The sequence below is a fragment of the Limnohabitans planktonicus II-D5 genome (assembly GCF_001270065.2).
Taxonomy (GTDB): Bacteria; Pseudomonadota; Gammaproteobacteria; order Burkholderiales; family Burkholderiaceae_C; genus Limnohabitans_A; species Limnohabitans_A planktonicus.
On sequence record NZ_LFYT02000026.1, the window covers coordinates 38,732 to 65,058 of the forward strand.

The 26,327-nt window shown below is 61.3% G+C and carries 20 protein-coding genes, 1 tRNA gene and 2 pseudogenes; 10 read left to right on the forward strand and 13 right to left on the reverse strand.

The genetic code is table 11. The annotated features are described in order from the left end of the window. The first annotated feature begins 565 nt into the window (after positions 1 to 565). Positions 566 to 3,646 (forward strand): Rne/Rng family ribonuclease, encoded by a 3,081-nt coding sequence (locus H663_RS36630; RefSeq protein WP_053170289.1) that lies wholly within the window; start codon positions 566 to 568, stop codon positions 3,644 to 3,646. Positions 3,647 to 3,900: 254 nt separating this feature from the next. On the opposite strand, the gene H663_RS36635 is transcribed toward H663_RS36630, so the two are convergent. Genes H663_RS36635 through hemC form a run of 4 tightly spaced genes read right to left on the reverse strand, consistent with a single transcriptional unit; the run spans position 3,901 to position 7,990 of the window. After that, positions 3,901 to 5,187 carry a heme biosynthesis HemY N-terminal domain-containing protein gene (locus H663_RS36635; RefSeq protein WP_053170292.1) on the reverse strand — a complete coding sequence of 429 codons (1,287 nt, stop codon included), beginning with the start codon at positions 5,185 to 5,187 and terminating at the stop codon, positions 3,901 to 3,903. A gap of 9 nt (positions 5,188 to 5,196) precedes the next feature. Next, positions 5,197 to 6,240, reverse strand: coding sequence for a uroporphyrinogen-III C-methyltransferase (locus H663_RS36640; protein WP_053170294.1), 1,044 nt, complete (start codon positions 6,238 to 6,240; stop codon positions 5,197 to 5,199). Then, on the reverse strand, positions 6,237 to 7,052 hold the full coding sequence (locus tag H663_RS36645; RefSeq protein WP_053171538.1) for a uroporphyrinogen-III synthase: 816 nt from the start codon (positions 7,050 to 7,052) through the stop codon (positions 6,237 to 6,239). Before H663_RS36645 ends, H663_RS36640 begins: the two co-directional genes overlap by 4 nt. 20 nt (positions 7,053 to 7,072) lie before the next feature. Further along, positions 7,073 to 7,990 carry a hydroxymethylbilane synthase gene (hemC, locus tag H663_RS36650; RefSeq protein WP_053170297.1) on the reverse strand — a complete coding sequence of 306 codons (918 nt, stop codon included), beginning with the start codon at positions 7,988 to 7,990 and terminating at the stop codon, positions 7,073 to 7,075. 182 nt (positions 7,991 to 8,172) lie between these two features. Here hemC and ppc point away from each other — a divergent pair, with 182 nt between their 5' ends. After that, positions 8,173 to 11,028 (forward strand): phosphoenolpyruvate carboxylase, encoded by a 2,856-nt coding sequence (gene ppc / locus H663_RS36655; protein ID WP_205872743.1) that lies wholly within the window; start codon positions 8,173 to 8,175, stop codon positions 11,026 to 11,028. 402 nt (positions 11,029 to 11,430) lie between these two features. Beyond that, entirely contained in the window at positions 11,431 to 13,434 is a 2,004-nt protein-coding gene (locus tag H663_RS36660; RefSeq protein ID WP_053170299.1) for an AsmA family protein, read from the forward strand. Here the strand turns inward: H663_RS36660 and H663_RS42485 are convergent. Both H663_RS42485 and H663_RS36670 read right to left on the reverse strand, forming a co-directional pair. Beyond that, positions 13,431 to 13,571 (reverse strand): annotated as a pseudogene (locus H663_RS42485) (DUF6429 family protein); the annotation flags it as partial. The gene H663_RS36660 and the pseudogene H663_RS42485 sit on opposite strands and share 4 nt — an antisense overlap. Before the next feature lie 300 nt (positions 13,572 to 13,871). Further along, positions 13,872 to 14,855, reverse strand: a complete 984-nt coding sequence (locus H663_RS36670; protein WP_053170301.1) for a LysR family transcriptional regulator — start codon at positions 14,853 to 14,855, stop codon at positions 13,872 to 13,874. Positions 14,856 to 14,976: 121 nt separating this feature from the next. On the opposite strand from H663_RS36670, the gene H663_RS36675 reads away from it, so the two are divergent. The 5 genes from H663_RS36675 (at position 14,977) to H663_RS36695 (ending at position 19,978) form a co-directional block, all read left to right on the forward strand. After that, positions 14,977 to 15,954 (forward strand): Bug family tripartite tricarboxylate transporter substrate binding protein, encoded by a 978-nt coding sequence (locus H663_RS36675; RefSeq protein WP_053170303.1) that lies wholly within the window; start codon positions 14,977 to 14,979, stop codon positions 15,952 to 15,954. Positions 15,955 to 15,976: 22 nt separating this feature from the next. Beyond that, entirely contained in the window at positions 15,977 to 17,188 is a 1,212-nt protein-coding gene (locus tag H663_RS36680; protein ID WP_053170305.1) for a M20 aminoacylase family protein, read from the forward strand. An 82-nt stretch (positions 17,189 to 17,270) separates the two neighbouring features. Next, the gene (locus H663_RS36685; RefSeq protein WP_053170307.1) at positions 17,271 to 17,939 is read left to right on the forward strand and encodes a site-2 protease family protein; all 669 of its coding nucleotides are present in this window, start codon (positions 17,271 to 17,273) and stop codon (positions 17,937 to 17,939) included. Positions 17,940 to 17,980: 41 nt separating this feature from the next. Beyond that, positions 17,981 to 19,273 (forward strand): tryptophan--tRNA ligase, encoded by a 1,293-nt coding sequence (locus H663_RS36690; RefSeq protein ID WP_053170308.1) that lies wholly within the window; start codon positions 17,981 to 17,983, stop codon positions 19,271 to 19,273. Between the two features lie 102 nt (positions 19,274 to 19,375). Beyond that, positions 19,376 to 19,978, forward strand: coding sequence for a LuxR C-terminal-related transcriptional regulator (locus tag H663_RS36695; RefSeq protein ID WP_053170309.1), 603 nt, complete (start codon positions 19,376 to 19,378; stop codon positions 19,976 to 19,978). A 56-nt stretch (positions 19,979 to 20,034) separates the two neighbouring features. Here H663_RS36695 and H663_RS41710 read toward each other — a convergent pair whose 3' ends face one another. From H663_RS41710 to H663_RS36720, 6 genes are all read right to left on the reverse strand, one after another. After that, positions 20,035 to 20,208, reverse strand: coding sequence for a hypothetical protein (locus tag H663_RS41710; protein ID WP_165803943.1), 174 nt, complete (start codon positions 20,206 to 20,208; stop codon positions 20,035 to 20,037). An 86-nt stretch (positions 20,209 to 20,294) separates the two neighbouring features. Beyond that, positions 20,295 to 20,385, reverse strand: a tRNA-Ser gene (locus H663_RS36700). Positions 20,386 to 20,422: 37 nt separating this feature from the next. Then, positions 20,423 to 20,905 carry a hypothetical protein gene (locus H663_RS36705; RefSeq protein WP_053170310.1) on the reverse strand — a complete coding sequence of 161 codons (483 nt, stop codon included), beginning with the start codon at positions 20,903 to 20,905 and terminating at the stop codon, positions 20,423 to 20,425. Beyond that, complete coding sequence (serS, locus tag H663_RS36710; protein ID WP_053170311.1) at positions 20,902 to 22,209, reverse strand: serine--tRNA ligase; 1,308 nt, start codon at positions 22,207 to 22,209, stop codon at positions 20,902 to 20,904. Before serS ends, H663_RS36705 begins: the two co-directional genes overlap by 4 nt. A gap of 115 nt (positions 22,210 to 22,324) precedes the next feature. Further along, positions 22,325 to 23,257, reverse strand: a complete 933-nt coding sequence (gene ispH, locus H663_RS36715; RefSeq protein WP_053170312.1) for a 4-hydroxy-3-methylbut-2-enyl diphosphate reductase — start codon at positions 23,255 to 23,257, stop codon at positions 22,325 to 22,327. Beyond that, positions 23,257 to 23,700, reverse strand: a complete 444-nt coding sequence (locus H663_RS36720; RefSeq protein ID WP_053170313.1) for an FKBP-type peptidyl-prolyl cis-trans isomerase — start codon at positions 23,698 to 23,700, stop codon at positions 23,257 to 23,259. The genes ispH and H663_RS36720 overlap by 1 nt, the downstream gene beginning before the upstream one ends. A gap of 130 nt (positions 23,701 to 23,830) precedes the next feature. On the opposite strand from H663_RS36720, the gene radC reads away from it, so the two are divergent. Together radC and H663_RS36730 are read left to right on the forward strand one after the other, a co-directional pair. Beyond that, positions 23,831 to 24,502 carry a RadC family protein gene (gene radC / locus H663_RS36725; RefSeq protein ID WP_053170315.1) on the forward strand — a complete coding sequence of 224 codons (672 nt, stop codon included), beginning with the start codon at positions 23,831 to 23,833 and terminating at the stop codon, positions 24,500 to 24,502. A gap of 250 nt (positions 24,503 to 24,752) precedes the next feature. Next, a complete protein-coding gene (locus tag H663_RS36730) occupies positions 24,753 to 25,751 on the forward strand; it encodes an adenosine kinase (protein ID WP_053171544.1) in 999 nt (332 codons plus the stop codon). A gap of 455 nt (positions 25,752 to 26,206) precedes the next feature. Here H663_RS36730 and H663_RS36735 read toward each other — a convergent pair. Further along, a pseudogene (locus H663_RS36735) lies at positions 26,207 to 26,327 on the reverse strand (ABC transporter ATP-binding protein); the annotation flags it as partial.

A 26,327-nucleotide genomic window follows, 5' to 3' on the forward strand; every position in this document is an offset into this window, starting at 1 on the left:
AGTGGTTGATTCAAATGGAAATGAATTCCTGAGGACAGGAGTTTAGTCCACCACCACCGCGCCAAACCAGATGGTCGATGCCACCCCCGGCTCGATTTGCAGACTGAAGGCCAACGCCAACAGTGGCAAAACGCCCCGGAGGTCAGGTCGACGCCCAGAAACCCAGATACGGAATTCCCCAAGTCCAGCAACTTTGAAGAGTTGCTGGACGGATCAAAGCGAGATGGTTGTGTTGTTCGGAACGATGCTGATGTGGATGGAGTGGCTCGCGAAGCCCGGCTCTGTCGTCACGCCTTGTGCCCGGCCGTTTGTCTTGGACACCGGGGGAAGCCCCCGGAAGTGGACGAATCTCTGCACATCTTTGCCCTCGCCCCATCCACGCGCCACGATCCCCATTCCTGTGCTCACGCGCAGCTGAGTGGTCGATCATCTCCGGCAATTCCCTTCGTTTCAGGCGTCAACTGCGGCAACGTGGACCCCTAAAGGGTCAGGACGGAAACCGGTCGTGCGCGTGCAATCCAAAACAGCACCGCCCGGCCGACACTGATTAAAGAAGGAACGCATCATGAAACGGATGCTGATCAACGCCACGCAAGCTGAAGAGCGCCGCCTGGCCATCGTCGACGGACAAAAACTCCTCGACTACGAAATCGAAATCGAAGGGCGCGAGCAGCGCAAGGGCAACATCTACAAAGCCATCGTGACCCGCGTCGAGCCTTCGCTCGAAGCCTGCTTTGTGGACTACGGCGAAGACCGCCATGGCTTTTTGCCCTTCAAGGAAATCTCGCGTCAATACTTTGCTGAAGGCGTGTCCGTCAGCCAGGCGCGCATCCAGGATGTCATCAAGGAAGGCCAGTCCCTTTTGGTGCAGGTCGAAAAAGAAGAGCGCGGCAACAAAGGTGCGGCTCTGACCACCTTCGTCAGTCTGGCAGGCCGCTACGTGGTGCTCATGCCCAATAACCCCCGTGGTGGTGGCGTCAGCCGCCGCATCGAGGGCGACGACCGGGCCGAGCTCAAAGAGGCCATGGACCAGCTGGAATACCCCAAGGGCATGTCCATCATCGCCCGTACCGCTGGCATCGGCCGCTCTGCGCCCGAGTTGCAGTGGGACCTGAACTATTTGCTCAAGCTGTGGACCGCGATTGACGGTGCCACTCAGGGCAAAGGGGCTTTCCTGATCTATCAAGAATCCTCGCTGGTCATCCGCGCGATTCGTGACTATTTCAACAACGACATCGGCGACATCCTGATCGACACCGACGACATTTACGACCAAGCTCAGCAGTTCATGAGCCACGTGATGCCCGAGTTCGCCCCGCGTGTGAAGCGCTACCGCGACGACGCGCCTTTGTTCAGCCGTTTCCAGATTGAGCACCAGATCGAATCGGCCTATGCCCGCACGGTGCAACTGCCATCGGGCGGTGCCATCGTGATCGACCACACCGAAGCTCTGGTGTCAGTGGACGTGAACTCGGCCCGGGCCATCAAGGGCGGTGATATCGAAGAAACCGCCACCCGCACCAACCTGGAAGCCGCCGACGAAGTGGCCCGCCAGATGCGCCTGCGCGATCTGGGCGGCCTGATCGTCATCGACTTCATCGACATGGACGAGTCGAAAAACCGCCGCGATGTGGAAAACCGCCTGCGCGACGCGCTGCGCCAGGACCGCGCCCGGGTGCAGTTCGGCACCATCAGCAAGTTCGGCCTCATGGAAATGAGTCGTCAGCGCCTGAAGCCCGCCCTGTCCGAAGGTGCGTCCATCCCCTGCCCACGTTGCGGCGGCGCTGGCCATATTCGTGACACCGAAAGCTCGGCGCTGCAAATTTTGCGCATCATCCAGGAAGAGTCCATGAAGGACAACAGCGCCGCCGTGCACGCCCAAGTGCCCGTCGAAGTCGCGTCTTTCCTGCTCAATGAAAAGCGCTCCGAAATCGCCAAGATCGAACTGCAGCAACGCATCAACGTGCTGCTGGTGCCCAACAAGTCGCTGGAAACGCCGCATTACAAGCTCGAGCGCTTGAAGCACGACGATCCACGCCTGGACCGCATCGAAGCCAGCTACAAAATGGCCGAAGAGATCGAAGACGCCACCACCGTGACGCGCCGTTCGCAAGAGCCCACCAACAAGCAAACCCCGGTCATCAAGGGCGTGCTGCCCGATGCCCCAGCGCCTGTGGCCCCGGTCAAAGCCGAAGCCCCGGCCCCCGTGGCTGCCAAGCCTGTAGCCGCCAAAGCAAAGCCTGCGGCGGCAGTTGCCCCGCAATCTGCTGGTGGCTTCTTTGGCTGGATCAAGAGCCTGTTCGGCGGTGCTCCCGCGGCAACGCCTGCAGTCGCAGACAAGAAAGAAGAAAAATCCCGCGAAAGCCGCCGTGATGGCGAGCGCCGCGAAGGTGGCCGCGAAGGCGGCCGTGACGGTCGCCGTGGTGGCCGCCGCAACGAAGGCCGCGGTGATGGTGCCCCCACGGAAGTGCGCGCACCCCGCGAAGGCGGACGCAGAGGCGAAGGCCGCGAAGGCCGCAACGAACTGCGCGAAGGCGAAGCCCGCCCCCCTCGCGGCGAACGCGCCGAGCGTGGCGATCGGGCCGAGCGCCCAGCAGTTGAACGCCCCCCTCGCGAAGGCCGTCGCAACGAGCGCGGGGAAAACCGCCAAGAGCTGCGCAACGAGGCCCCGGCTGAGTTGAACGGCGAAGGCAGCGAAGCCCGTACCGAACGCGCCCCTCGCGCTGAACGTGGTGAAGGTCAAGGCCGCCGTGAACGCGGTGAACGTGCTGATCGTGGCGAAGGTCGCCGCGAACGTGGCGAGCGTGGTGAGCGTCGCAACGAAGAACGCGCCCCGAGCGAGTTCAACCAGACAGATGCCGCCCCGATGGCTGAAGGTCAAGACGCGCAGACTTTGCCTGAAGCAGGCACTGGGTTTGAAAACAATGGTGAACGCCGCGAACGCCGCTCACGCGACCGCTACGGCCGCGACCGTCGCGAACGCGCTGGTGAGCCTCGCCAAGATCGTCAAGACAACGCTGCCGACGCCGATACCCAGGCTGAGTCCATCGCAGCGCCCGCAGCCCAAACCACGACGGGTGAAGACCGGCCGGCCGCACGCTCTTACTTTGAGCAACGCGCACAACAAGCGTCTGCCGCTGTGACGCCTGCCCCATTGGCCGCTGAAAACCGGGCGCCAAGCGTGCCCGAGTCTGCACAAACTTCAGCACCTGCCGGGGCTCCAGCGCCTGAGAGCACGCTGGCCAGCGCACCGCTTGCGCCAGCGCCCAGTCCAGAGGCTGCGCCTGTTGCGATGGCTGTGGCTGCGCCCTCGGCTGCCCCTACAGCCGCCCCCACCCCAGAGCCTACGGCAGCACCTGTCGCCGCTGCCTCGGTGTCCCAGCCAGCGCCAGCACAAGCTGGGCTGCCTGCAGTCACCGCGTACAAGCTGCCCATTGAAAGCCTGCAGCAAGTGGCTCAGGACTCCGGTCTGGTTTGGGTGAACTCGGATGCAGACAAAATCGCCAGCGTGCAAGCCGCCATTGCCGCCGAACCCCAGCCCGTGCGCGTGCCGCGTGAGCGTCCGCCCGCAGTGGTGCTCAACGAAGGTCCCTTGGTTCTGGTGGAAACACGCAAAGACCTGAAAGATCTGAACGTGCCGTTCTGAAGCCTGTGCTGACCTCGCGTCAGCCCGGATCGGACAAACCGGACCTGAGGGTCCGGTTTTTTTTGTCTCTTCAACCTATGGGTTCGGCCCTGTGAAGTTTTCAAAGCTCAATGATGCAGGTCGGCGGCTTCAGCCCCGACATGCGGCCTGCGCCGAAGCGGGTAAACGTCGGACTCAGTCGAACTCTTCGAGTACCGACCTACGAGATGACATGTCTCACACTTTTCAAACTTCAGCGTGCCGGATCAATAGGTTCAGACTTGCGCGGCTTGTTTCCAGGCTTGGGTGGCCGCGACAGAGTCCTGGCGTTGTTCGGCCAGCTCAGCCAAGGCGCACCAGGCACGGCGGCGCAGTTCGGCATCTTGCAATCCCTTGACGGCCTGCGCCAGCAGGTTGTGTGATTTGCCCCACAGTTGGTGTCGCAGACAGGCCATGCCCGACAGATACTGCAAAAGAGCGTCTCGCGGTTGGGCCTGCTGGGCCGTCTCCACGCGCGCCAGCCATTGACGGGCATCTGCCGCCTCCGCATCGGCAAGGCTGACTTCCAGGGCGCGCACAAAGCGAACGCGCTGATCGGCTGTCCATTCGACAGGAAGGGCAAGCAACTGAGGCCACAAAGGCAGCAACCACTGCCGCGCCACAGAGGCCGCACCGCCTTGCGCCATGAAGCGCAAAACCACTTCGGCCACCACATCTGGCATGTTGCGCTGCGCCGGGCTCAAGGCATTCCAAACACCTTGGGTCGCCTCGGCATCGTGCACATGCGTCAACCATTGCATGATCAAACTCCGCACCAGGCTGTCAGCCGCCTCCGGGGTGAAGGCTCGGTGCTTGGCCAGCAGTGCAGCGGTATCCAGCGCCTGGGCGGGTTGACCGGCCAGACGTGCGGCCTTGAGCTGCAATCGCATGGCCACCATGCGCCGCCCGACAGCCGGCGACAACGCTTTCAATTGCGCCAAGCTGGCTTGCGCATCCCGATCATCGAGCAGCCAGCGCGCTGCTCGCAATTGCGCGCCTTCCGTCAGGGTCTGCCGGTCAGCAGCATCTGCCTGATTGGCTTGCAACAAGGCCTGGTCCAGATGCTGTTGACGCAGCCCTTTGTCTTGCAAGGCATGGGCCGATTCAGCGACCATGATGTGGGCCACCGTGCGCAAAGAAACGGCATGATCGAGGTTCATGCCCGCTTCACTCAGCAGCGCTTCTTTGTCCAGCACGGTTTGCGCAGCCTTGCGGGCACGCAAAAAACGCCCGGCCATGAAATGGCTGATCGCATCCAACAAGGCTGCATGGGCTGCACGTTCCTTTTGCTGGACACGCCAGCGCTGGGCCTGCTTGGGCAAAGACAACAGGGCCGACAAGGCCTGCTGAGCCAGCACCACCACCAACACCACGCCGCCCAGCACCAGCAGCACCAGGTTGAGCGACACATCCACCCGATAAGGCGACAGGAAAAATGCAACCGTTCCATTGTTATGACCGGCCAACCAAGCCCCCGCCACGGCCAGGGCAAACAAACTCAAAAGCCAAAGTGCTGCGCGCATGCGGCCTCCTCAGCGGCCAGCGGCGGCGGTGGCCAGCGCGGTCAAAGACGCCTCGAGGCGGGGCATGTCACCGGCCTTCATCTGCTGGCCGGATTGCTCCAGCATCTGCAACAACTGTGTGGTCTTACGGGAACTGACGTCGGCATAGCGGCGCACCATGACAGCGGCAGAAGCCAAGTCGGCACGGGCTGCATCTTTTTGGCGAGCCAGCAGACCCAAGCGCGCATTGAGCAGTTTGAGCTTGAGGTTTTCGCGCAAGAAAAACGCTTGTTCGGGCGAGAGCAACGCCGCCTCTGGCGAATCAATGCGGCTCACGCGCACCAAGCCCTTGAGTTGCTCGCCCCACTGCGCCAATCCGGTCATCCACCAAGGGGATGGTGAGGGGTTCTGTCCCTGTTCGGTGGAATTGCGTGGCGCGCCAATTGCAGCCAGTTGCTGGTTCGCCAGGGGCAGCCCATCGACCAGGGCCACGCCTTCATCGAGCTTGATCAGCAAGCCGGGCAAATCAAACACCTGCGCTGCGCTCATGCGTTCCAGGTCTTTTTCGAGGGCGCGCTGCAAGGGCGCCAAACGGGGTTGCGCCGCACGCTGCACCCGCAGCTGGGCCGATTTGAGTGCGGCCAGCAAAGGCTCGATGCTGCCCGTCAATTGCGCCTGCTGCTGCGCCATGCGCAAAGCCGCTTCAATGTCCACCACCAAATTTTCATCGCGTGAGCGTGACAGGCTCTGCATCAGCTCCTCAAGCTGGCTGCGTTGCAGCGCCACCTCGCCCAGCCGGGCCTCTACCAAGGCCAGCCGGGCGGCGCTGTCCTGCACGGTTTCCTGTGCCTGCTTGGCCCAGGCTTTGGCTTCGAGCGACTGCTGCCCGGCGTCGGCACTTTGGCGGGCCAGTTGCTCCTGAATGCGCGAGAGTTTTTGCCAAAGCAACACAGACACCAGCAAAGCCAAGGCCCCCAGCACCCCGGCCAACCACAAGCCCCACGGACGCGACGGGGGTGACGCCACGGGCAAAGGCGCTGCATGGGATTGAACAGATTCAGGCGAAGAAGTCATGCCAGCGATTTTATAGACACCGCCTGTGCGCCAAGGCCCGCTGGCACCAGATCGACACGGCCCCAGCCCGCTTGCAACAAACGCTGTGCAATGCGCGGGTGCGTGGCCAGGGCGCGGGCACGCCCCACATCCAGACCGGGGCAAGCGGCCAGCAGGTGCTGCGCCGCCTCAGAGCTGCTGAACAGCCAACAGCTGCCATCGGTCATGGCCTGACGGGCACGCTGCTGCATGGCCGGGTTGAGTTCGGGGGCCTGGCGCACATAGGCCACGGCTTGCAAGACCTGCGCCCCCGCCGCCTCCAATTGCAGCGCCAGCCAGTCACGCCCAGCCAATTGACCCTGCGCATCGGCGCCGCGCACGATCAAGACCTTGGGCGTCGTGCTGGGTCCGTGTTCTTGGTGTGGCCTCGACACGGCGACCCGCACCTGGTCAGCCACCACGGCCCACAGGGCTTCCGAGTCGAATTGCTCAGACAGCGCGTGGGGCGAATCCACTTGTTGCGGCGGCCAGCCTGCCTCCAACAAGGCAGCCTGTGTGCCCGGCCCGGTGGACCAAGCCCGGCACAGCTTGCCCATCAGCGGGGGCCGCGCCGCCATGAAAAACCGCACCGCATTGGCGCTGACAAACATCAGCGCCAGGCACTCGGGCACTTGCGCCCAAGCCGCTTGCACGAGCGAAGCGTCGGGCAAAGGGGCGATCTCGATGAGGGGAAAAATTTCGGCCTTCAGGCCTTCGGCTTGCAAAGCCTTGGCCCAGGGCAGTGCTTCGCGCTCTGGCCGAGTGACGATGACCGCAGGGCCTGGGTCTGACATGGCCATGTCAAGCCACGCTGTCAATGCGCCCCGTCGCGTTGCAGGGCGTGCGCGACACGCAGACCCAAAGCCTCGGCCACGGCCAGGTCTTGGGCGGGCACATCCTCGGCGGCGGTCACCAGCGTGGCCGCCCCATCCGGATCACCCCAGGCCGCTTGCAGCTTGAGCACACCCCCCTCGATCGTGGCGTGCGCGGCCAAAGGCATGGAGCAGCTGCCGCCCATGGCGCGGCTGACGGCACGCTCGGCGGCTACACGCTGCCAGCTCACGCTGTCGGCCAGCGGTGCCAGCAAGGCGCGCAAATCGGGCCGGTTGCTGCAAATTTCAATGCCCAGTGCGCCCTGCCCTGCAGCAGGCAGCATCTCGTTGGTTTCAAAAATATGGCGAATGCGATCCGTCATGCCCAGGCGCTTGAGACCTGCAGCCGCCAGCACGATGCCCGCATACTGGCCTTCGTCCAATTTGCGCAAACGGGTGTCCAGGTTGCCCCGCAGAGGCTCGATCTTCAAATCAGGCCGCAGTGCCCGCAGCAGCACCGTGCGGCGCAGGCTCGATGTGCCCACCACCGCGCCGTGGGGCAAGTCTTCCAGACGGGCGTATTGCGGCGAGACCCAAGCGTCGCGCGGGTCTTCGCGCTCCATCACGCAGGCCAGCTCAAAGCCCTCGGGCATGTCCATGGGCACATCTTTGAGCGAATGCACGGCGATGTCGGCGTGGCCCTCTTGCAGCGCCACTTCAAGTTCCTTGACGAACAAGCCCTTGCCACCCACCTTGGACAAACTGCGGTCCAGAATTTGGTCGCCCTGTGTGGTCATGCCCAGCAACTTGACTGTGCAGCCAAGCCCCTCCAGCAAAGACTTGACATGCTCGGCTTGCCACAAAGCCAAACGGCTCTCACGGGTGGCGATGACGATGGAGGGTTGGGTGGTCTCGGTCACGGTGGGGTTCCTGAAAATAATTGTGATCCCATCAAAATGAAATCAATTGGTAATTTTGTCTCTCTTGGCGATGCTAGCATGACGTCAAGGCCGATTGACACTTGATGGAGACTTCTTGCCCACGCAGGCTCCAAGCTTTTGCGCCCCCCCGATCCACAGCCCCCCCTTTCGCTCAGCACACCATGAAACAGGCCCCCGCCAAAACCACCTTGCCCGCCAAATCGGGCACCAGTGCCCCCAACAAAAGCGAAAAACGCGACAGCGAGAGGCCCCTGGTTGAAGACATCCGCTTGCTGGGCCGCATTTTGGGCGATGTGATCCGAGTGCAAGAAGGCCCCGAGGCTTATGAGTTGGTCGAACAAATCCGCAAGCTCTCGGTGGCCTTCAGACGTGACGCCGATCACGAGGCCGACAAGGCCCTGAAAAAACTGCTCAAAAGCCTGCCGGGCGACCGCGCCGTGAGTGTGATCCGCGCCTTCACCTATTTCAGCCACTTAGCCAACCTGGCCGAAGACCGGCACCACATCCGCCGCCGCGCCATCCACGAGCGGGCGGGCCACACCCAAGAAGGCAGCATCGACGTGGCGCTGCAGCGCCTGCGTTGGGCGGGCATCACGCCCAAAAGCATCTCGGACATGCTGGCCACCAGCTATGTCTCGCCCGTGCTCACGGCCCACCCGACAGAAGTGCAGCGCCAAAGCATTCTGGATGCCGAGCGCGACATCGCCCACCTGCTGACCGAACGCGACGCCATCAAGGCCCGCGCCGCCGTAGTCAATGCCGCCAAGGACGCCTTGACGCCCAAAGAGCTGGCCGCCAACGAGCTGCAAATGCGCGCCCGCGTCATGCAGCTGTGGCAGACGCGACTGCTGCGCTTTACCAAACTCACCGTGGCCGACGAGATTGAAAACGCGCTGAGTTATTACGAAGCCACTTTCTTGCGCGAGATCCCCAAGCTCTATGCCGAACTGGAACAAGCCCTGCCTGGCCAGCCGATTGCCAGCTTTTTGCGCATGGGCCAGTGGATCGGCGGCGACCGCGACGGCAACCCCAACGTGACCGCGCAAACGCTCGAACACGCACTGACGCGCCAAAGCGATGTGGCCCTGCGCCACTACCTGACCGAAGTGCATTTTTTGGGCAGCGAACTGTCGCTGTCGGCCATGCTGGTGCCCTTTGGCCCCGAAATGCAGGCCCTGGCCGCGAAGTCCCCCGACACCAACGAACACCGCCAGGACGAGCCCTACCGCCGGGCGCTCACGGGCATGTATGCCCGTCTGGCCGCCACCCTGAAAAAACTGACCGGTGGCGACGCCGCCCGCCACGCCGTGGCCCCGCAAAACCCCTATGCCAGCGCCGAAGCCTTTTTGGCGGACCTGCGCGTGATTGAGGCTTCGCTGTGCAGCCACCATGCCCAAGCGCTGGCCGCCCAGCGCCTGCACCCGCTGATCCGCGCAGTCGAGGTGTTTGGCTTCCATCTGGCCACGGTGGACCTGCGCCAAAGCTCGGACAAACACGAAGACGTGGTGGCCGAACTGCTGACCGCAGCTCGCGTGGAAAAGAACTACAGCCAGCTCGACGAACACGCCAAGCAAGCGCTGCTGCTGGGCCTGCTCAACGACGCCCGCCCACTGCGCGTGCCCGGCGCCGACTACAGCGCACAGGCTGTGTCGGAGCTGGCCATTTTCGAGATGGCCCGCCGCATGTTGGCCAGTTTTGGCCCACAAGCCATCCGCCACTACATCATCAGCCACACCGAAACCGTGAGCGACTTGCTCGAAGTCCTGCTGCTGCAAAAAGAAACTGGCCTGATGCACGGCACGCTGGACGGCCAAGCGCTCAACGACCTGATCGTGGTGCCCCTGTTCGAGACCATCGAAGACCTGCGCAACGCCGCGCCCATCATGCGCGACTTCTATGCCCTACCCGGGGTGGCTGCGCTGATCGCACGTTCGGGTGGCGAGCAAGACATCATGCTGGGCTATTCAGACAGCAACAAGGACGGTGGCATCTTCACCAGCAACTGGGAGCTGTACCGCGCCGAAATCGCGCTGGTCGAGCTGTTTGACAAACTCGAACGCAGCCACGGCATCACCTTGCGCATGTTCCACGGCCGGGGCGGCACCGTGGGCCGGGGCGGCGGCCCCAGCTACCAGGCCATCCTGGCTCAGCCGCCGGGCACCGTGCGTGGCCAGATCCGCCTGACCGAGCAAGGCGAAGTCATTGGTGCCAAATTCGCCAACCCCGAAATCGGCCGCCGCAACCTGGAAACCCTGGTCGCCGCCACACTCGAAGCCACGCTGCTGCAACCCACCAAGCCCGCGACAAGGGCATTTCTGGACGCGGCCGCAGAGCTGTCAGAAGCCAGCATGGACGCCTACCGCGCCTTGGTTTACGAGACTCCCGGTTTTTCCGACTACTTTTTTGGTGCCACGCCGCTCAAAGAGCTGGCCCAGCTGAACATCGGATCACGTCCCGCTTCGCGCAAAGCACTTGAAAAAATCGAAGACCTGCGCGCCATCCCCTGGGGCTTCAGCTGGGGCCAATGCCGCCTGACCCTGCCCGGCTGGCTGGGCTTTGGCTCGGCGGTGCAAACCTTCCTGGACAAGCCCGACCCGGCCGAGCGCAAAGCCGCGCTGGCCTTGCTGCAAAAGATGTACCGCCAATGGCCGTTTTTCCGCACCCTGCTGTCCAACATGGACATGGTGCTGGCCAAAAGCGACCTGGCCCTGGCCTCAAGGTATGCCGAACTGGTGGGCGACGCCCGACTGCGCAAAAAGATTTTTACCGCCATTGAGGCGGAATGGCACCGCACCGCCGATGCGCTGACCCAGATCACCGGTGAAAAAAACCGACTGGAAAGCAACCCCGCTCTGGCCCGCTCGATCCGCCACCGTTTCCCCTACATCGACCCGCTGCACCACCTGCAAGTCGAGCTGATCCGCCGCTACCGGGCAGGCTTGGCCGACGAACGCGTGCAGCGCGGGATTCACATCAGCATCAACGGCATTGCGGCGGGGCTGCGCAACACGGGTTGAACAGCACCGCCCCACAAACGCCTACTCATCTCTAGATTCGACCCCATGAAGTCTGGGTGGTGTACTGCACGTTGAGTGGGTTTTGTGGGCGCTTACCAGCCCAGCGAAAAGCCTGTGGTCCACAAGCGTCTTATCGCCAGCAGGGCTGGCTCCCACGAGGTGCTGGTTTGAAGTCACCGCTGGAGACTTCAGCGGGCCGGATCAATCAGATGGGGGATGCACACCATTTTGGTGAGTGGTGCGTCAGTTCGCTTGCGAACTGAATAAACAACGTCTCTGTTGCACAGTCAGATTTTGTCAATCACATGAAATGAACATGTCTAAGCCATGGAACCCTGACAAGAGGGTGATCTTGTGCTGCAGTGCACACAGTTTTCTTGTCGCGCAACATGGGGTTTTGGCTTGATCAAGCCTTGGCATTGGGTTCCTGCGGGTTTGGTGCTGATCCTGGGCGTGGGCTTGGCCGTGGGTGAGTCGATGGGCTGGCCTTTTCTGGCAGGGCCATTGCAAAGTCAGTTGCAACAAAAGCTCGGGCGCGATGTGCGCCTGAGTGCGGCCAATGACAAAGGCCAGGCAACGGCTTCACTGCACTTTTGGGGCGGCATCCGCTTGCAAAGTCGTTTCCTGGAAATAGGCGCACCGGCCTGGAGTCGTGCGCCGTATTTTCTGTCGGCACAAGACCTTGATTTGCACCTGCGCTACAGCGATGTGTGGCGTGCATGGCAGGGTCATCAACTGCTTGTGCAGAGCTTGGCTGCCCGGCAGCTCACGGTTTATCTGGAGCGTACTGCCGATGGTCAAGCCAGCTGGCAAATGGCCAAGAGTGGCGCGGCCCCCAAGCCGCCACGCATTCAAAACATCGATCTGCCCGCTGGCACAGTGCATTTCAGCGATGCGCCCTTGGCCTTGAACTTTGAAGCCCAACTGAACCTGAGCAGCCCTGCAGGCTCGTCATCCGCCCCTCTGGTCTCACAAAACCGCGTTTTACGCAGTACCGCCCGTGGTCACTACCGGCAAAACGCATTCCAAATCACCTTGCAATCCACCGGCGCACTGCCTTGGGAGGTGGACGCGGCTCAGGGAACGCCGGTGGCTGTCAAGCTGGCGGCCAGTTTGGGCCAAGCCAGCCTGAATTTTGAAGGCGCCGCTCGCGACTTTCTCCATCTCAATGGCCTGGACGGCACTTTCCAAGTGAAAGGTCCGTCGCTGGCAGTCATCGGTGAGCCCTTGGGCGTGACGCTGCCCACCACGCCGGCTTTCAACGCCAGTGGTCAGGTGCAGCGCAGCAGTGATCGCTGGGCCGTGGCTTTGCACAAAGCCCGCGTGGGCAGCAGCCAATTCAGCGGTGACTTTGTGTTCGATAAAGCGACCACACCGCCTCGGCTGCGCGGACAGCTGAACGGCACACGCTTGAAACTGGAGGATCTGGCACCGGCCGTAGGCGCGCCCCAGGCATCCAACACCAGCGCATCTCGAGCCAAGGTCCTGCCTTCCCGGCCCTTTGATCTGGCCTCTTTACGCGCCATGGATGCCGATCTGCACATCGCCTTTCAGCAAGTCGATCCCCCCACCCAGTGGCTCGAACCCCTGCGTCCTTTCAAGACGCATTTGACGCTGTTCAACGGCGTGCTCACGCTGTCCAGCATTGAGGCCCGAACGGCCCAGGGCCATCTGGCTGGCACTCTGTCGCTCAACGGCCAGCGAAACACTGCGAACTGGGTGGCTGCCCTGAATTGGGACGGCGTGCAACTGCAGCGCTGGATTCACCAAAAGCGCCCCGCAGGTCGGCCACCTTATGTGTCTGGTCTGCTCAAGGGTCACGCCAAGGTGCAAGGCCAAGGCCGTTCCACCGCTGAAATCCTGGCCACTTTGGAGGGCGATATCCATGCCAATGTGGTGGGTGGCACGGTGTCGCATCTGCTGGTGGAGATGGCGGGACTGGATGTGGCCGAATCTCTGGGCGTGTATCTCCAAGGCGATGACTCCTTGAAACTGGACTGCGCTCTGGCAGACCTGCGTGTGTCGGCTGGCACTCTGCGCCTGCGTTTGTGGGTGCTTGACACCTCTGACTCGACACTCTGGGCAGAAGGCAGCCTATCCCTTGCCACAGAAAAGCTGGACTTGCGTGCCATGGTGGCGCCCAAGGATTTCAGTGTGTTGACGCTGCGCGCGCCTGTGCTCATCCAGGGCAGTTTTTCCCATCCTTTGGTGACGGTGGAAAATGGCCCCTTGGGCATGAAGCTGGGTTTAGCGCTGCTGCTGGGACTGGTGAACCCGCTGACATCTGTGCTGCCCTTGGTGGATGCGGGTAACGCACAAGAGGCCGAAGCCAAAGCCGCCGCATGCAAAGCGCGCATGCACAAAAAACCGCAAGCTGCCCAGCCAACTGGAACACGCAAACCTTAAGGTTTTGGTGCGCCGAAAAGTGCCTCAAACTGCCGACCCGACGCCTGCAAACCTTCTTCTGTGCAGACCACCGATTTTTGCTTACCCTCAGGGTTGCTGATGCAGCCCTTGGCGTGCACGCGTTCCATCACGTCCCAGTCAAAACTTTTTCAGGCACGGTTGCCCTCGTGCAGGCCCCGCTGCAACAGCTGCTGATCCGGCACGCTGAAGTTTGAAATGGGTGAGACATGTCATCTCGCAGGTCGCCACTCGAAGAGTCCGCCATGATGGGTTTGGGCATAAGCCATGTCGGGGTCTTCGACCGCCGACCCACAACATCTTTGAGCATTGAAGACTTCACAGGCTGGATCAATCAAAGCAGCGACTGTTTTTATAGGGGTTTGCCCTGTCAGCGGTCTCTCGCACACCACCACCTCAGCCATCGCCAGCAGGGCTGTCTACCGGAAAACAGGTGGCTCACGGTCTTCCAGAGCGGGTTGAGCTTCTTGCATCTGCTGGGCCACAAATCGTCGAAACACAGCCATCATGGGTGCCTCGGTGCGACCGGCCAGGGTCACCAGAGCCAGTCGAGCTGCGCCGACAAAGGCCGGGCTCAGTGGCATTTCGACCAGTTCGCCACTTTTCAAGCCGTGTTGCGCCGCCGCGATGATGCCCAGGTAAACGGCATCGGTGTGGCGCACGGTGTCCATCAGGCTGGCAATTTCCTCGCAGCGCAGCGTGGTCATGTGCTGCGGGTCGGCGGCCGCCCCGTAATGGGCCACAAGAATCCGCGCCACTTCGTCCGACAAGGGGGTGGAGGCAATGGGGTAAGCCAGCAGGGCTTCGAAAGGCATGGCCTGGCTCATGGCCCCCGTATCGCCGTGCTGCTCGGCTTCGCTCAAAGCACGCAGCAGCGGATGGCCCTTGCGACAGACAAATCCCGCGCGCAAATCGGCCATGACTTCGATCTGCAAATCGGCGGCAGGTGCCACACGGCGCACATCCACCACCAGGGCATCGAGTTCACGCTCTCGCAGTTGCTGCAACTGCAATTCGGTCGCGCCGCGCCCAATGGACACCTGCACGCCGGGGTGGTGCAGAGCCACATGGCGCAGCCAAGGGGTCATGAGCAAAGCGCCCGGCCCTGAGCCCAGACCCACCCTGAGGTTGCCCAGCCCCCCTTGTTGCAGCAAGGCAGCCCCCTGCTTGAGTTCGGCCGCTTCGTGCACGATGCGCCGCGCCCGCTCCAGCACCGTGAGGCCCAGGGGCGTGAGCTCGTTTTTCTTGCCAATGCGGTCCACCAAAGGTCCGCCCAGCTCGTCTTCAAGCACCTGGATGCTGCGGCTCAGGGCCGACTGCGTGATGTGCAGCTTTTCAGCGGCACGGCTGAAGGACCCGGTTTCGGCCAAGGCCAGCCAGTGGGACAGGTGCTTGAGGTTCATATATTCATTTTAAGAATGAAAATTAGAAAAATAAGTCATTGGACACATGAATTTGAGCTTCCTACGATCCGCTTGTGGCTTTTGAACCACCCACCCATTCAAACATTCAATCGGAGACACCATGAACCTCAAAACCCTCTTGTGCAGCCTGGTTGTAGCCTCCAGCGCTTGTGGCGCTGCCTGGGCGCAAACCTACCCGGCCAAACCCGTCAGCCTGATCGTGCCCTACCCCGCTGGTGGGCCCTCGGACTTTTTTGCCCGCAAGGTGCAGCCCGACGCAGCGGCCAAACTCGGCCAGCCCATGATCATCGAGAACATTGGCGGTGCCGGTGGTGCGATCGGCATGAGCAAACTGGTCAACGCACCCGCCGACGGCTACACCCTGAGCTTGGGCAGCCCGATGGAACTGGTGCTGACCCCCATGGCCATTCAGGGCGTGAAGTACAAACCCGAAGACTTCAAACTGGTGGCCCAATTTGCGACCACCACGACCATCTTGGCCGTGCGCAACTCACTCAACGTCAAAACCGTGGATGAACTGCTGGCTCTGGCCCGCAAAAATTCGGACAAGCCGCTGAGTTACGGCAGCGTGGGCCCCGGCTCGCTGTACCACCTGGTGGGCGAAAAATTCTCCCAACTGACCCAGGTGAAGATGCTGCATGTGCCCTACAAAGGCATTGCGCCCCTGCTCACCGATTTGATGGGCGGGCAAATCGACATGGCTTTCTTGCCCATGGCAGGCTCGATTCCCCAAACCCTCATCGACGGAAAAATCCAGGGACTGGCTGTCACGGCCAAAACGCCACACGCGCTGTTCAAGCAATTTCCCGCCATGGCCACCATGAAGGGACTGGAAGGCATGGACTTTGACCTCTGGGCCGGTGTGCAAGTGCACAAAAACACCCCGGACGCTGTGGTCAACACCCTGAACAAGGCCTTTTATGCGGCCGCTGAAGTGCCCGAAACCCGCAAGGCCCTGGAAGGCAGCGGGAACGTGGTGTTGCCTTCGCGCACGCCCGCCGAGCTGGCCCGCATTTACCTTGGGGACATCGAGCGCTACCGCGCCATTGCCAAATCGATTAATCTGCAAGCCCAGTAATCCACCCCCAAAGAGGCCCTTCATGAACGCACCCAGTGAAGCTTTTCTGCACGACAAACTGCACGCCCTGCATGCCCAGGCGGATGAATTCATCGCGGTGCGCCGCGACATCCACAAGCACCCGGAGATGGGCTACAAGGAATACCGCACCAGCGATCTGGTAGCCGAGCAACTGAGCGCCTGGGGCTACCAGGTCACGCGCGGACTGGGCGGCACGGGCCTGGTGGGCCAGATCAAAAAGGGCACGGGCAGCAAAAGCATCGGTATCCGTGCCGACATGGACGCCCTGCCGATTGACGAAGCCACCGGCCTGCCTTACGCCAGTTGCAACGTGGGCATCATGCACGCCTGCGGCCACGACGGGCACACCGCCATGCTGCTGGCAGCGGCCAAGCACATCGCGCAAAAAGGCGCGTTCTCGGGCACCGTCAACCTGATTTTCCAGCCCGCCGAAGAAGGCCTGGGTGGTGCCAAGAAGATGATGGAAGACGGCCTGTTCAAGCAGTTCCCCTGTGACGCCATCTTTGCCATGCACAACATGCCCAGCCACCCGCAAGGCCACCTGGTCTTGCGTGACGGCTCGGCCATGGCGTCCTCTGACAACGTCACCATCACCTTGCATGGCAAGGGCGGGCACGGTGCCATGCCGCATGTGGCCGCCGACCCGGTGGTGGCCGGATCGGCCATCGTCATGGGGCTGCAAAGCATCGTGGCCCGCAATGTCGACCCGCAGCAGATGGCGATCATCACGGTGGGCGCGTTCAACGCCGGGGTGGCCAACAACGTGATTCCGCAAACCGCCACGCTCAAACTGAGCGTGCGCTCGCTGGACCGCGATGTGCGCATCCTGCTCGAAAAGCGCATCACCGAACTGGTCCATGCCCAAGCCCAAAGCTATGGTGTCACGGCAGACATCGACTACCAACGCGGCTACCCGGTCTTGGTCAATCACCTGGCTGAAACCGATTTTGCCCGCGATGTGGCCGAAGAGCTGGTGGGGGCTGACAAAGTGGTGCGCCAGGGCCGCGCCCTGAATGGCAGCGAAGACTTCGCTTTCATGCTCGAAGAAGTGCCTGGCAGCTACCTGCTGATTGGCAATGGCGATGGCTCAGGGGACGGCCACGGGGCTTGCATGGTGCACAACCCGGGCTACGACTTCAACGACAAGAACGTGGCTGTGGGCTCGGCCTACTGGTCATTGCTGGTCGAACGCTTCTTGCCAGTGGCAGCGTGAAGGGCAGGTCTGGCCCCTGTGGCGGCCAAACCTGCGGGACTGGATCAGGCAAGTTCCCTCCGAGGTCTGAGACAATCGGGGGGTGAATATCTCTGAACTCATTCAAACCGTCCTGATCTACGCCCTGCCGGTGATCTTTGCGATCACCTTGCACGAGGCGGCGCATGGCTTTGTGGCGCAGCGCCTGGGCGACTCGACCGCCGCCATGCTGGGGCGCGTCACCCTCAATCCCCTGCCCCACATTGACCCTGTTGGCACCATCTTGATGCCACTGTTGCTGTACTTCAGCACTGGCGGCGCTTTCCTGTTTGGTTATGCCAAACCCGTGCCGGTGCGCTTTGACCGCCTGCGTCACCCCAAACGCGACATGGTGTGGGTGGCACTGGCCGGGCCTGCGTCCAATTTGCTGCAAGCCCTGTTGTGGGGTGTGCTGCTCTATGTGCTGGTGGGCAGCGGCGTCACCGAGCGCTTTTTTCTGGAGATGTGCAAGGCCGGCATGCTCACCAATGTGGTCATGTTCGCTTTCAACCTGTTTCCACTGCCTCCGCTGGATGGGGGCCGCATTGTGGTCGGCCTGCTGCCGATGCGCCAGGCGCTGATGTTTTCCCGCATGGAGCCCTGGGGGTTTTTCATCGTGATGGCCCTGGTCATCACCGGCGTGGTCAGCAGTTTGTGGATGCAGCCTCTGATGGGTGTGACCTTTGATCTGATCAAGATGGTCCTCAGCCCCTTGTCATTCCTGGTCCCTTGAACCAGTGCTTTTTTGATTTATCTTTCGCCCACTCGATTCACATGACTTCCCAGCCTCGCACACGCGTTCTCACCGGCATCACCACAACCGGCACCCCGCACCTGGGCAACTACGTGGGCGCCATCCGACCCACCGTGCAAGCCAGCCGCAACGCCCACAACGACGGTTTTTATTTTCTGGCCGACTACCACGCGCTCATCAAATGCGACGAGCCCGCACGCATCCAGCGCTCCACGCTGGAGATCGCCGCCAGCTGGATTGCCTCGGGTCTGGACACCGAGAAAGTCACCTTCTACCGCCAGTCCGACATCCCCGAAATTCCCGAACTCACCTGGTTGCTGACCTGTGTCACGGGCAAAGGCCTGCTCAACCGCGCTCACGCCTACAAAGCGTCCGTGGACAAGAACCACGAAGCAGGCAAGGACACCGATGCCGATGTGACCGCAGGCCTGTTCATGTACCCGGTGCTGATGGGCGCTGACATTCTGATGTTCAAGGCGCACAAGGTGCCGGTGGGCCGCGACCAGATCCAGCACATCGAGATGGCGCGCGACATGGCGTCCAGCTTCAACCACCTGTATGGGGAACATTTCGTACTGCCCGAAGCGGTGATCGAAGAATCCGTGGCCCTGCTGCCCGGCCTGGACGGCCGCAAGATGAGCAAGAGCTACGACAACACCATCGCGCTGTTTGCCCCGGCTGCAACGATGCGCAAGCAGATCGCGGCCATCGTGACCGACTCCAAGGCACCGGGCGAGCCCAAGGCCACTGAAGGCTCGGCCCTCTTCCAGATCTACCAGGCCTTTGCCAGCGCCGAAGAAACCGCTACGCTGGCCCAAGCCTATGCAGACGGCATCGGCTGGGGTGACGCCAAGCAAGTGCTGTTTGAACGCATCGACCGTGAAGTGGCCCCCATGCGCGAGCAGTACCAAAGCCTGATCAACAACCCCGCCCAGCTGGACAAGATTTTGCTGGCTGGTGCCGAAAAAGCTCGCCAATTGGCCACGCCATTCATGCGCGAATTGCGCCATGCGGTGGGCCTGCGTGCCCTGGCCTCGGATGCCACGGCCAGCGAACACAAAGACAGCAAAGTGGCCCTGCCCAGCTTCAAGCAATACCGTGAAAAAGATGGCCAGTTCTATTTCAAATTCGTCGATGCACAAGCGCAAGTGCTCTTGCAAAGCTTGGCCTTTTCATCTCCAAATGAAGCCGGTCAAACCATTGCCCGCCTGCAAAACGAAAAAGGTGCGGCCTTGACTGAACTGGCCACCGTGTTCGAGCCAATGACCCCCGAGAAACACCGCCTCGTCTGCGAAAATCTCGACCTTCTTTGACTTTTTAGCCACAATGATTTTGTTGTTTTAAACAAAAAACTTGCGAACAGCAACAAAAGTCTGATATCCTTATACTTTCAGATTAACGCAGAGATTCAAATCATGACTGTTTACGTCATCGACGACCACCCCCTGATGCGCGACGCGCTGACCATGCTGGTTCACAGAGTCAAGCCTGGTCTCAAAATCATTCCCGTCCATAAATTGAACGTGGTTGAATCCACGGTCGAGAAAAACGGGCCGGCAGAGCTTTTTTGCCTGGATTTGCAACTACCCGACACCTTGGGCATGTCGGGGGTGCAAGTGCTCAAAGCCAAATTCCCGGATGTGCCCTTGGCCGTGGTCACCAGCTCCAGTGCCAGCGAATACGAAGACCGATGTCTGGAAGCCGGTGCGGATGCCTTCATTGAAAAATCCAGCAGCCCCAACCAGATCATTGCGGCCTTGCGTACCTTGCTGGTCACAGAGGACCAACCCTCTGATGAAGAAGCCCCCTCAGCAGGTCCGACCAAACTCTCCAAGCGCCAGAAACAGCTGATTCTGATGCTTGATCAAGGCCTGTCCAACCGCGACATCGCTGAAAAACTCGACATCAGCGAACACACGGTCAAGGTCCACTTTTGGCGCCTGTTCCGCCGATTGGGCGTCAACAGCCGCACCCAGGCGCTGCACTTTGCACGCACCAACGGTTGGTTGGGCATCTGATCACGCGCATGAGCACACAAAAAAAGGGCCTTCACTGAAGGCCCTTTTTGTTGGGATTATTTTTTCTTGTTGACGATGTCGGGCGTCACAGCATCCAGCACGTTCACCGTGGTCTTGACACCGTACACCACCGCAGACCCTGCCGCATCGGCAATGGCCAAGACCGTGCAAGCTTGCAGCAAAACACACATGGCCAAGACAGAAAACACACAGCGCGAAATTTTGATCATGAACAGTCACCTTTGAAAGCCCCAAAAGGCATGCATGTGCGCATTGGGGTCAGAAAAAAACCCCGACACAGCGGGGTTTGATTCATTGGCGGAGCAAGAGGGATTCGAACCCTCGATACGGTATAACCGTATACCGGATTTCGAGTCCGGCGCATTCGACCACTCTGCCATCGCTCCTGAGTTTCTTGTCGAAGCCGTGATTCTAACAGAGCCGTCAGGGCTTCTTCGGCACCATAACAGCGGCGTTGCGAGGTGCCATGGTCAAACTCACCGAGCTGCTGCTCATCACACCGCCGTCCACCATTTCAAAGGTGGCTGTGCGCTCTTGACGGGTCATGACCATGAAGCTGGTTTTACCCCGAATCACCGACACCACGGTCCAGCCCTGGGCGGGATAGGTGTCCAAAAAGAAGCGGAAAGCGGCGTCAAAGTCGCGCCCCACATCCAAGACCACACGGCCCACCCAGTTGTCGCCTGCGCCAATGATCAATGACTGGTCGGCACGAATCAGGCTGCCCGCGGGCAAAGGCAATTGACCCAAAAGCTGGGTCGGGTTTTGCACCTGACCGTTGGGATCGCCAGCGACCAGGGTTGTCGATCCCTGGCTGGCACAACCGAGCAAGCCGCTGCTCAACAAAGCGGCCAGCCATACCGACCGCAATGACTTGGGCAGTGATGAAGCCAGGGGGGCCATCATGCGCTCAGCAGCGCCAGGCCGCCCATATAAGGTCGCAACACGTCGGGCACCGTGACCGAGCCGTCGGCGTTCTGGTAATTCTCCAGCACAGCCACCAGCGCACGGCCCACGGCCAAGCCCGAGCCGTTCAGGGTATGCACCAACTCGTTCTTGCCTTGCGCGTTCTTGAAGCGCGCCTGCAAGCGACGCGCCTGGAAGGCCTCACAGTTGGACACCGAGCTGATCTCGCGGTAGGTGTTTTGCGCAGGCACCCAGACTTCCAGGTCATAGGTCTTGCTGGCACCAAAGCCCATGTCGCCGGTGCACAGGCTCATCACCCGGTAGGGCAAACCCAGTTTTTGCAAAATGGCTTCGGCGTGGCCGGTCATGTCCTCCAGCGCTTCATAGCTTTTGTCGGGGTGCACGATCTGCACCATCTCGACTTTGTCGAATTGGTGCTGGCGAATCAAACCGCGCACATCGCGCCCGCCACTGCCCGCTTCGGACCGGAAACACGGGGTGTGCGCCGTGAGCTTGATCGGCAAATCGGCCTCGGCCAACACCTCGTCGCGCACGACGTTGGTGAGTGTGACTTCGGAGGTGGGGATCAGGTACAGCGCTTGGCTTTCCTCGCCTTCTTGGCCGCCCTTGTTGGCGGCAAACAAATCGGCCTCAAACTTGGGCAACTGGCCCGTGCCGCGCAGCGTGTCGGCGTTCACGATGTAAGGCGTGTAGCACTCGGTGTAGCCGTGCTCTACGGTCTGCACATCCAGCATGAACTGCCCCAGCGCCCGGTGCAAACGCGCCACCGGGCCGCGCATGAAGGTGAAACGCGAGCCGGTCAGCTTGGTGCCGGTCTCAAAGTCCAGGCCCAGCTTTTCGCCAATGTCCACATGGTCCTTGACCTCGAAGTCAAAGGCGCGCACCGTGCCCCAACGGCGCACCTCGACGTTGCCTTCTTCGCCCGCGCCCACCGGCACACTCTCGTGCGGCAAATTGGGCACAGCCAGCAGCAAGTCTTGCAGCTCGGCCTGGAGCACCTCCAGGCGCTGAGCCGAAGCATCCAGATCGTCCTTGATCGCGCCCACTTGGGCCATGACCGCATCGGCCTCGGCGTGCTGGCCTTTGCCTTTGAGCATGCCAATTTGCTTGGACAAGCTGTTGCGCTGGCTTTGCAGCTCTTCGGTGCGGGTTTGCAGCGTTTTACGCTCGCCCTCCAAAGCGCGGAAGGCCTCGACGTTCAGAAAAGGCTGGGGGTTTTTACGGGTCTGCAAACGCGCCACAGCGGCGTCCAGATCTTTGCGGAGTAGAACAATATCAAGCATGCCCTCATTGTAGTGACCCGCTGCTGGATCACACTTTCCCCCGCCATGGCAATCTCTTGCTTAAGGATGCGTTCTCTTACCCATCATGGCGAGCCAAGCGTGGCAATCGATGGCGTCAATCCAACTTGAGGCCTTTGGGAAGAGGGAACTTGATGTGTTCCTGTATGCCATCCAGTGTGCGCACCGACACCATGCCCAACTCGCGCAGCCGCGCAATCACTTCTTGCACCAGCACATCTGGCGCTGAGGCACCGGCCGTGAGCCCCACTTTTTGGGCCTTGTCCAGCCAATGGGGCTGCAGTTCTGCTGCACTGTCCACCATGTAAGCGGGTGTGCCCAGTCGGTTGGCCAGCTCGCTCAGGCGGTTGCTGTTGGAGCTGGTGGGACTGCCCACGACGATGACCACATCCACCTGGGGGCTGAGCAACTTGACCGCGTCCTGCCGGTTTTGGGTGGCATAGCAAATGTCTTGCTGCTTGGGCCTGCGCACCTGCGGAAAACGCGCAATGACAGCCGCCACAATCTCGGCGGCATCGTCCACACTCAGCGTGGTCTGGGTGACGACCGCCAATTTCTCGGTTTGAGAGGGTTGCACTTTGGCCACATCGGCCACGTCTTCCACCAGATGAATGCCGCTGTCGAGCTGGCCCATGGTGCCTTCCACTTCGGGGTGCCCCTTGTGGCCGATCATGAGGAATTCGTAGCCCTCTTTGTGCAACTTGGCCAGCTCCACATGCACCTTGGAGACCAAGGGGCAAGTGGCATCAAAGATGCGAAAACCGCGCCGTTCAGCCTCTTGCTGAACCGCCAGGCTCACGCCATGGGCACTGAAAATCAAGGTCGCACCGGGTGGGACTTCGGACAATTCCTCAATGAAAATCGCCCCCTTGGCCTTGAGGTCGTTGACCACATAGGTGTTGTGCACAATCTCATGACGCACATAAATCGGGCGACCAAACTTGGCCAGTGCGTGCTCAACAATGTCAATGGCACGGTCCACACCCGCACAAAAGCCACGGGGTTCGGCCAACAAAACTTCAGTGGTCATCACAAGACTCCTATCAATTGCACTTCAAAGGTGACCGGCTGCCCGGCCAAAGGGTGGTTGAAGTCAAACAACACCGCGCCCTCGTCGCCCACTTGCAAGACGGTGCCTGCATAGGCGCCCAGGCCGTCGGGGGTGGGAAACTGCACCACATCGCCAGCGGCGTACTTCTCCATCGGGTCGCCCAGCTCATTGAGCAGCTTGCGCGCCACCCACTGCTGCATGTCGGGGTTGTGGTCACCAAATGCCTCGCCAGCGGGCAGTTCCATGACGGTGCGGGTGCCTTCTTGCAGGCCCAGCAGGCGCTGCTCCATGGCTGGCGTCAACTCACCCGAACCCAGCGACAAGGTCGCCGGTTTCTCGAGAAAGGTGTTGATGATGTCCCCCTGCGGACCCGCCAGGCGGTAATGAAGTGTCAAAAAGGAACCGGGTTGAACAGTGGCCATAAGGGTTTTCTGGAATGCCGCAATCGCGGCGAAACAGGCATAAAGAAGCCACTATTGTAAAAAGCCGGGCCGACCCGCTCCAGGACAGGGGCAAGTCAGGCACCAGGCGGCTCCAGGGAGGGGCATTCTCATGAGCATCAAGGACTTGCCGGCCGATGCAAGGCCTCGCGAAAAACTGCTGACCCGAGGCCCGCAGGCCCTGAGCGATGTCGAACTGCTGGCCATTTTGCTGCGCACCGGCATGGCGGGCAAAAACGTCTTCCAGCTGGCCCAGGAGCTGCTGGACATGGGCGGCATTGCCGGTTTGCTGCAAGCCAGCCCCGCATCACTCAAAACCGTCAAGGGCCTGGGCCCAGCCAAAAAAGCCGAATTGCTGGCCGTGTTTGAAATCGCCCGCAGGGCGCTGAGCCAGCGTCTGCAAGAGCGCCAGGCCTTTCACACGCCCGATGCCGTCAAGCAATACCTGCAGTTGCAGCTGGCCCATAAAAACCACGAAGTGTTCGCCGTGCTGTTCATGGACAGCCAAAACCGGCTGCTGGCCTGGGAGGAGCTGTTTCGGGGCACGCTCAGCCAGACCAGTGTCTACCCCCGTGAAGTCGTCATGCGCGCCCTGCACCACCAGGCCGCCGCCGTAGTCCTCTCACACAACCACCCCAGCGGCTCGGTGCAGCCCAGCCGCGCCGATGAAGCACTGACCCAATCGCTCAAAGCCTCGTTGGCCTTGGTCGATGTGCGGGTGCTCGACCACATCATCGTGGGCCAGGGACAAGCCCTGTCCATGGCCGAGCAGGGTTTGATGTGAACCGAAGCGCACCCATGTCGGAATTTGCCGACATGGGGTGTCATTTGTAGGTCGGCGGCTTCAGCCCCGACATGGGGCCTGCGCCGACGCGGCAAACGTCGGACTCTTCGAGTACCGACCTACGGGGACCTTGTATGGCGTAGGTCGGCGGCTTCAGCCCCGACACATGCGGGATTCACCCCAGCGCTTGCAAACCCCATGCATTCAGGGCACACCGGTAAACTCGCTGCTTTTCATTGCCCTGCTGACCATGTCCCACTACCACCTCTACGCCATCGGCAATGCCCTGGTCGATACCGAATACGAAGTCTCTGACGCACTCTTGCAGACCATGGGCGTGAGCAAGCGCCACATGACCCTGATCGACACCCCGCAGCGCGCCGAACTGCTGCACCATGTGCAGGGCTTGCACGCCCGCCGCACCGGCGGCGGATCGGCGGGCAACACCGTGGTGGCTTTGGCCCAACTGGGGGGCAAGGCGTTTTACTCTTGTCGCGTGGCCGATGACGAACTCGGGGCTTATTACAGCCAGGATCTGCAAGCCAACGGCGTGGCCACCAACCTGAACCACACCCGGCCCCAGCCCGGACAAACCGGCAGCTGCATGGTGCTGGTCACGCCCGACGCAGAGCGCAGCATGTGCACCTTTTTGGGCGCCACCTCGCAGCTGGACGCCAGCGCCTTGCACCCGCACGACATTGCCAAATCACGCATTTACTACATGGAAGGCTACCTAGCCGCCTCGCCCACCGGGCTGCAAGCGGCTGTGCAAGGTCGCCAGATCGCGATGACACACCAAGTGCAAACCGCGCTCACGCTCAGCGATGTGAGCATGATCAATTTCTGCCGCGCCGGGCTGGAAGCCATGATCGGAGAGGGCCTGGACTATCTGTTTGCCAACGAAGAAGAAGCGCAAACCTGGTGCGGCACCACCGACCTGGAGGCCATCATCGGCCAGTTGTCGCAGCTGGCCCGCACGCTGTGCCTGACGCGTGGCCCCAAGGGCAGCATCGTTGTGCAAGGTGCGCAGCGCAGCGACATCCCGGCCGTGCCCACCCAAGCGGTAGACACCAATGGTGCAGGCGACATGTTTGCCGGGGCCTTCTTGTTTGGCATCACCCACGGCCACAGCCCCGAGGCATCAGCGGCGCTGGCCAACCGTGCGGCTGCAGCCGTGGTCGGTCAGCACGGCAACCGCCTGAGCACTGCGCAGGCACAGGCCATTTACGCCGACTTCCAGAGACTCTGAAGCCCAGAACCAAGGCTGAATCAGGTCCCACCCGAAGCGGCCAGAGGTATGTGCGAACCCAGGGCAAAGCCAACACCCATTCCCCAATGCATCACGTCTGGCAAGCCAAGCCAACGCGCAAAACAGACGCATTGTGTTCAAGGCCTGAACATGCTCACCTGATGCAGATCAATAAATCGCCTGTCACAGGTGCCAAGCATCGTCGGACTCTGCGCGTGCCGACCTACAGGGATGCATGGGTAGGTCGGCGGTCGAAGACCCCGACATGAGCCTGTACCGAAGCGGACAAACGTCGGAGCTGAAGCTGCCGACCTACGGGGACCGCGCTGCCGTAGGTCGGTGGTCGAAGACCCCGACAGACACCTGCGAACCCGCACTGCATGAGTCACAGTTACACCCCCACAAAGCCAAAGGGCCGGTGAACCGGCCCTTTGGCATCTCAGCGCTTGAAGCGATCACTCGCCCAGGTAGGCTGCCCTGACTTTGGGGTCTTCGAGCATGTCTTTGCCCACACCGGTCATGGTGATGAGACCGGAGTCCATCACATAACCACGGTCGGCAATGGCCAGTGCACGG

Coding starts and splice junctions, on each gene's coding strand:
- H663_RS36630 (WP_053170289.1), top strand. CDS start 566: ATGAAACGGATGCTGATCAACGCCACGCAAGCTGAAGAGCGCCGCCTG.
- H663_RS36635 (WP_053170292.1), bottom strand. CDS start 5,187: ATGCGCGCAGCACTTTGGCTTTTGAGTTTGTTTGCCCTGGCCGTGGCG.
- H663_RS36640 (WP_053170294.1), bottom strand. CDS start 6,240: ATGACTTCTTCGCCTGAATCTGTTCAATCCCATGCAGCGCCTTTGCCC.
- H663_RS36645 (WP_053171538.1), bottom strand. CDS start 7,052: ATGTCAGACCCAGGCCCTGCGGTCATCGTCACTCGGCCAGAGCGCGAA.
- ppc (WP_205872743.1), top strand. CDS start 8,173: ATGAAACAGGCCCCCGCCAAAACCACCTTGCCCGCCAAATCGGGCACC.
- H663_RS36670 (WP_053170301.1), bottom strand. CDS start 14,855: ATGAACCTCAAGCACCTGTCCCACTGGCTGGCCTTGGCCGAAACCGGG.
- H663_RS36675 (WP_053170303.1), top strand. CDS start 14,977: ATGAACCTCAAAACCCTCTTGTGCAGCCTGGTTGTAGCCTCCAGCGCT.
- H663_RS36680 (WP_053170305.1), top strand. CDS start 15,977: ATGAACGCACCCAGTGAAGCTTTTCTGCACGACAAACTGCACGCCCTG.
- H663_RS36690 (WP_053170308.1), top strand. CDS start 17,981: ATGACTTCCCAGCCTCGCACACGCGTTCTCACCGGCATCACCACAACC.
- H663_RS36695 (WP_053170309.1), top strand. CDS start 19,376: ATGACTGTTTACGTCATCGACGACCACCCCCTGATGCGCGACGCGCTG.
- H663_RS41710 (WP_165803943.1), bottom strand. CDS start 20,208: ATGATCAAAATTTCGCGCTGTGTGTTTTCTGTCTTGGCCATGTGTGTT.
- H663_RS36705 (WP_053170310.1), bottom strand. CDS start 20,905: ATGATGGCCCCCCTGGCTTCATCACTGCCCAAGTCATTGCGGTCGGTA.
- serS (WP_053170311.1), bottom strand. CDS start 22,209: ATGCTTGATATTGTTCTACTCCGCAAAGATCTGGACGCCGCTGTGGCG.
- ispH (WP_053170312.1), bottom strand. CDS start 23,257: ATGACCACTGAAGTTTTGTTGGCCGAACCCCGTGGCTTTTGTGCGGGT.
- H663_RS36720 (WP_053170313.1), bottom strand. CDS start 23,700: ATGGCCACTGTTCAACCCGGTTCCTTTTTGACACTTCATTACCGCCTG.
- radC (WP_053170315.1), top strand. CDS start 23,831: ATGAGCATCAAGGACTTGCCGGCCGATGCAAGGCCTCGCGAAAAACTG.
- H663_RS36730 (WP_053171544.1), top strand. CDS start 24,753: ATGTCCCACTACCACCTCTACGCCATCGGCAATGCCCTGGTCGATACC.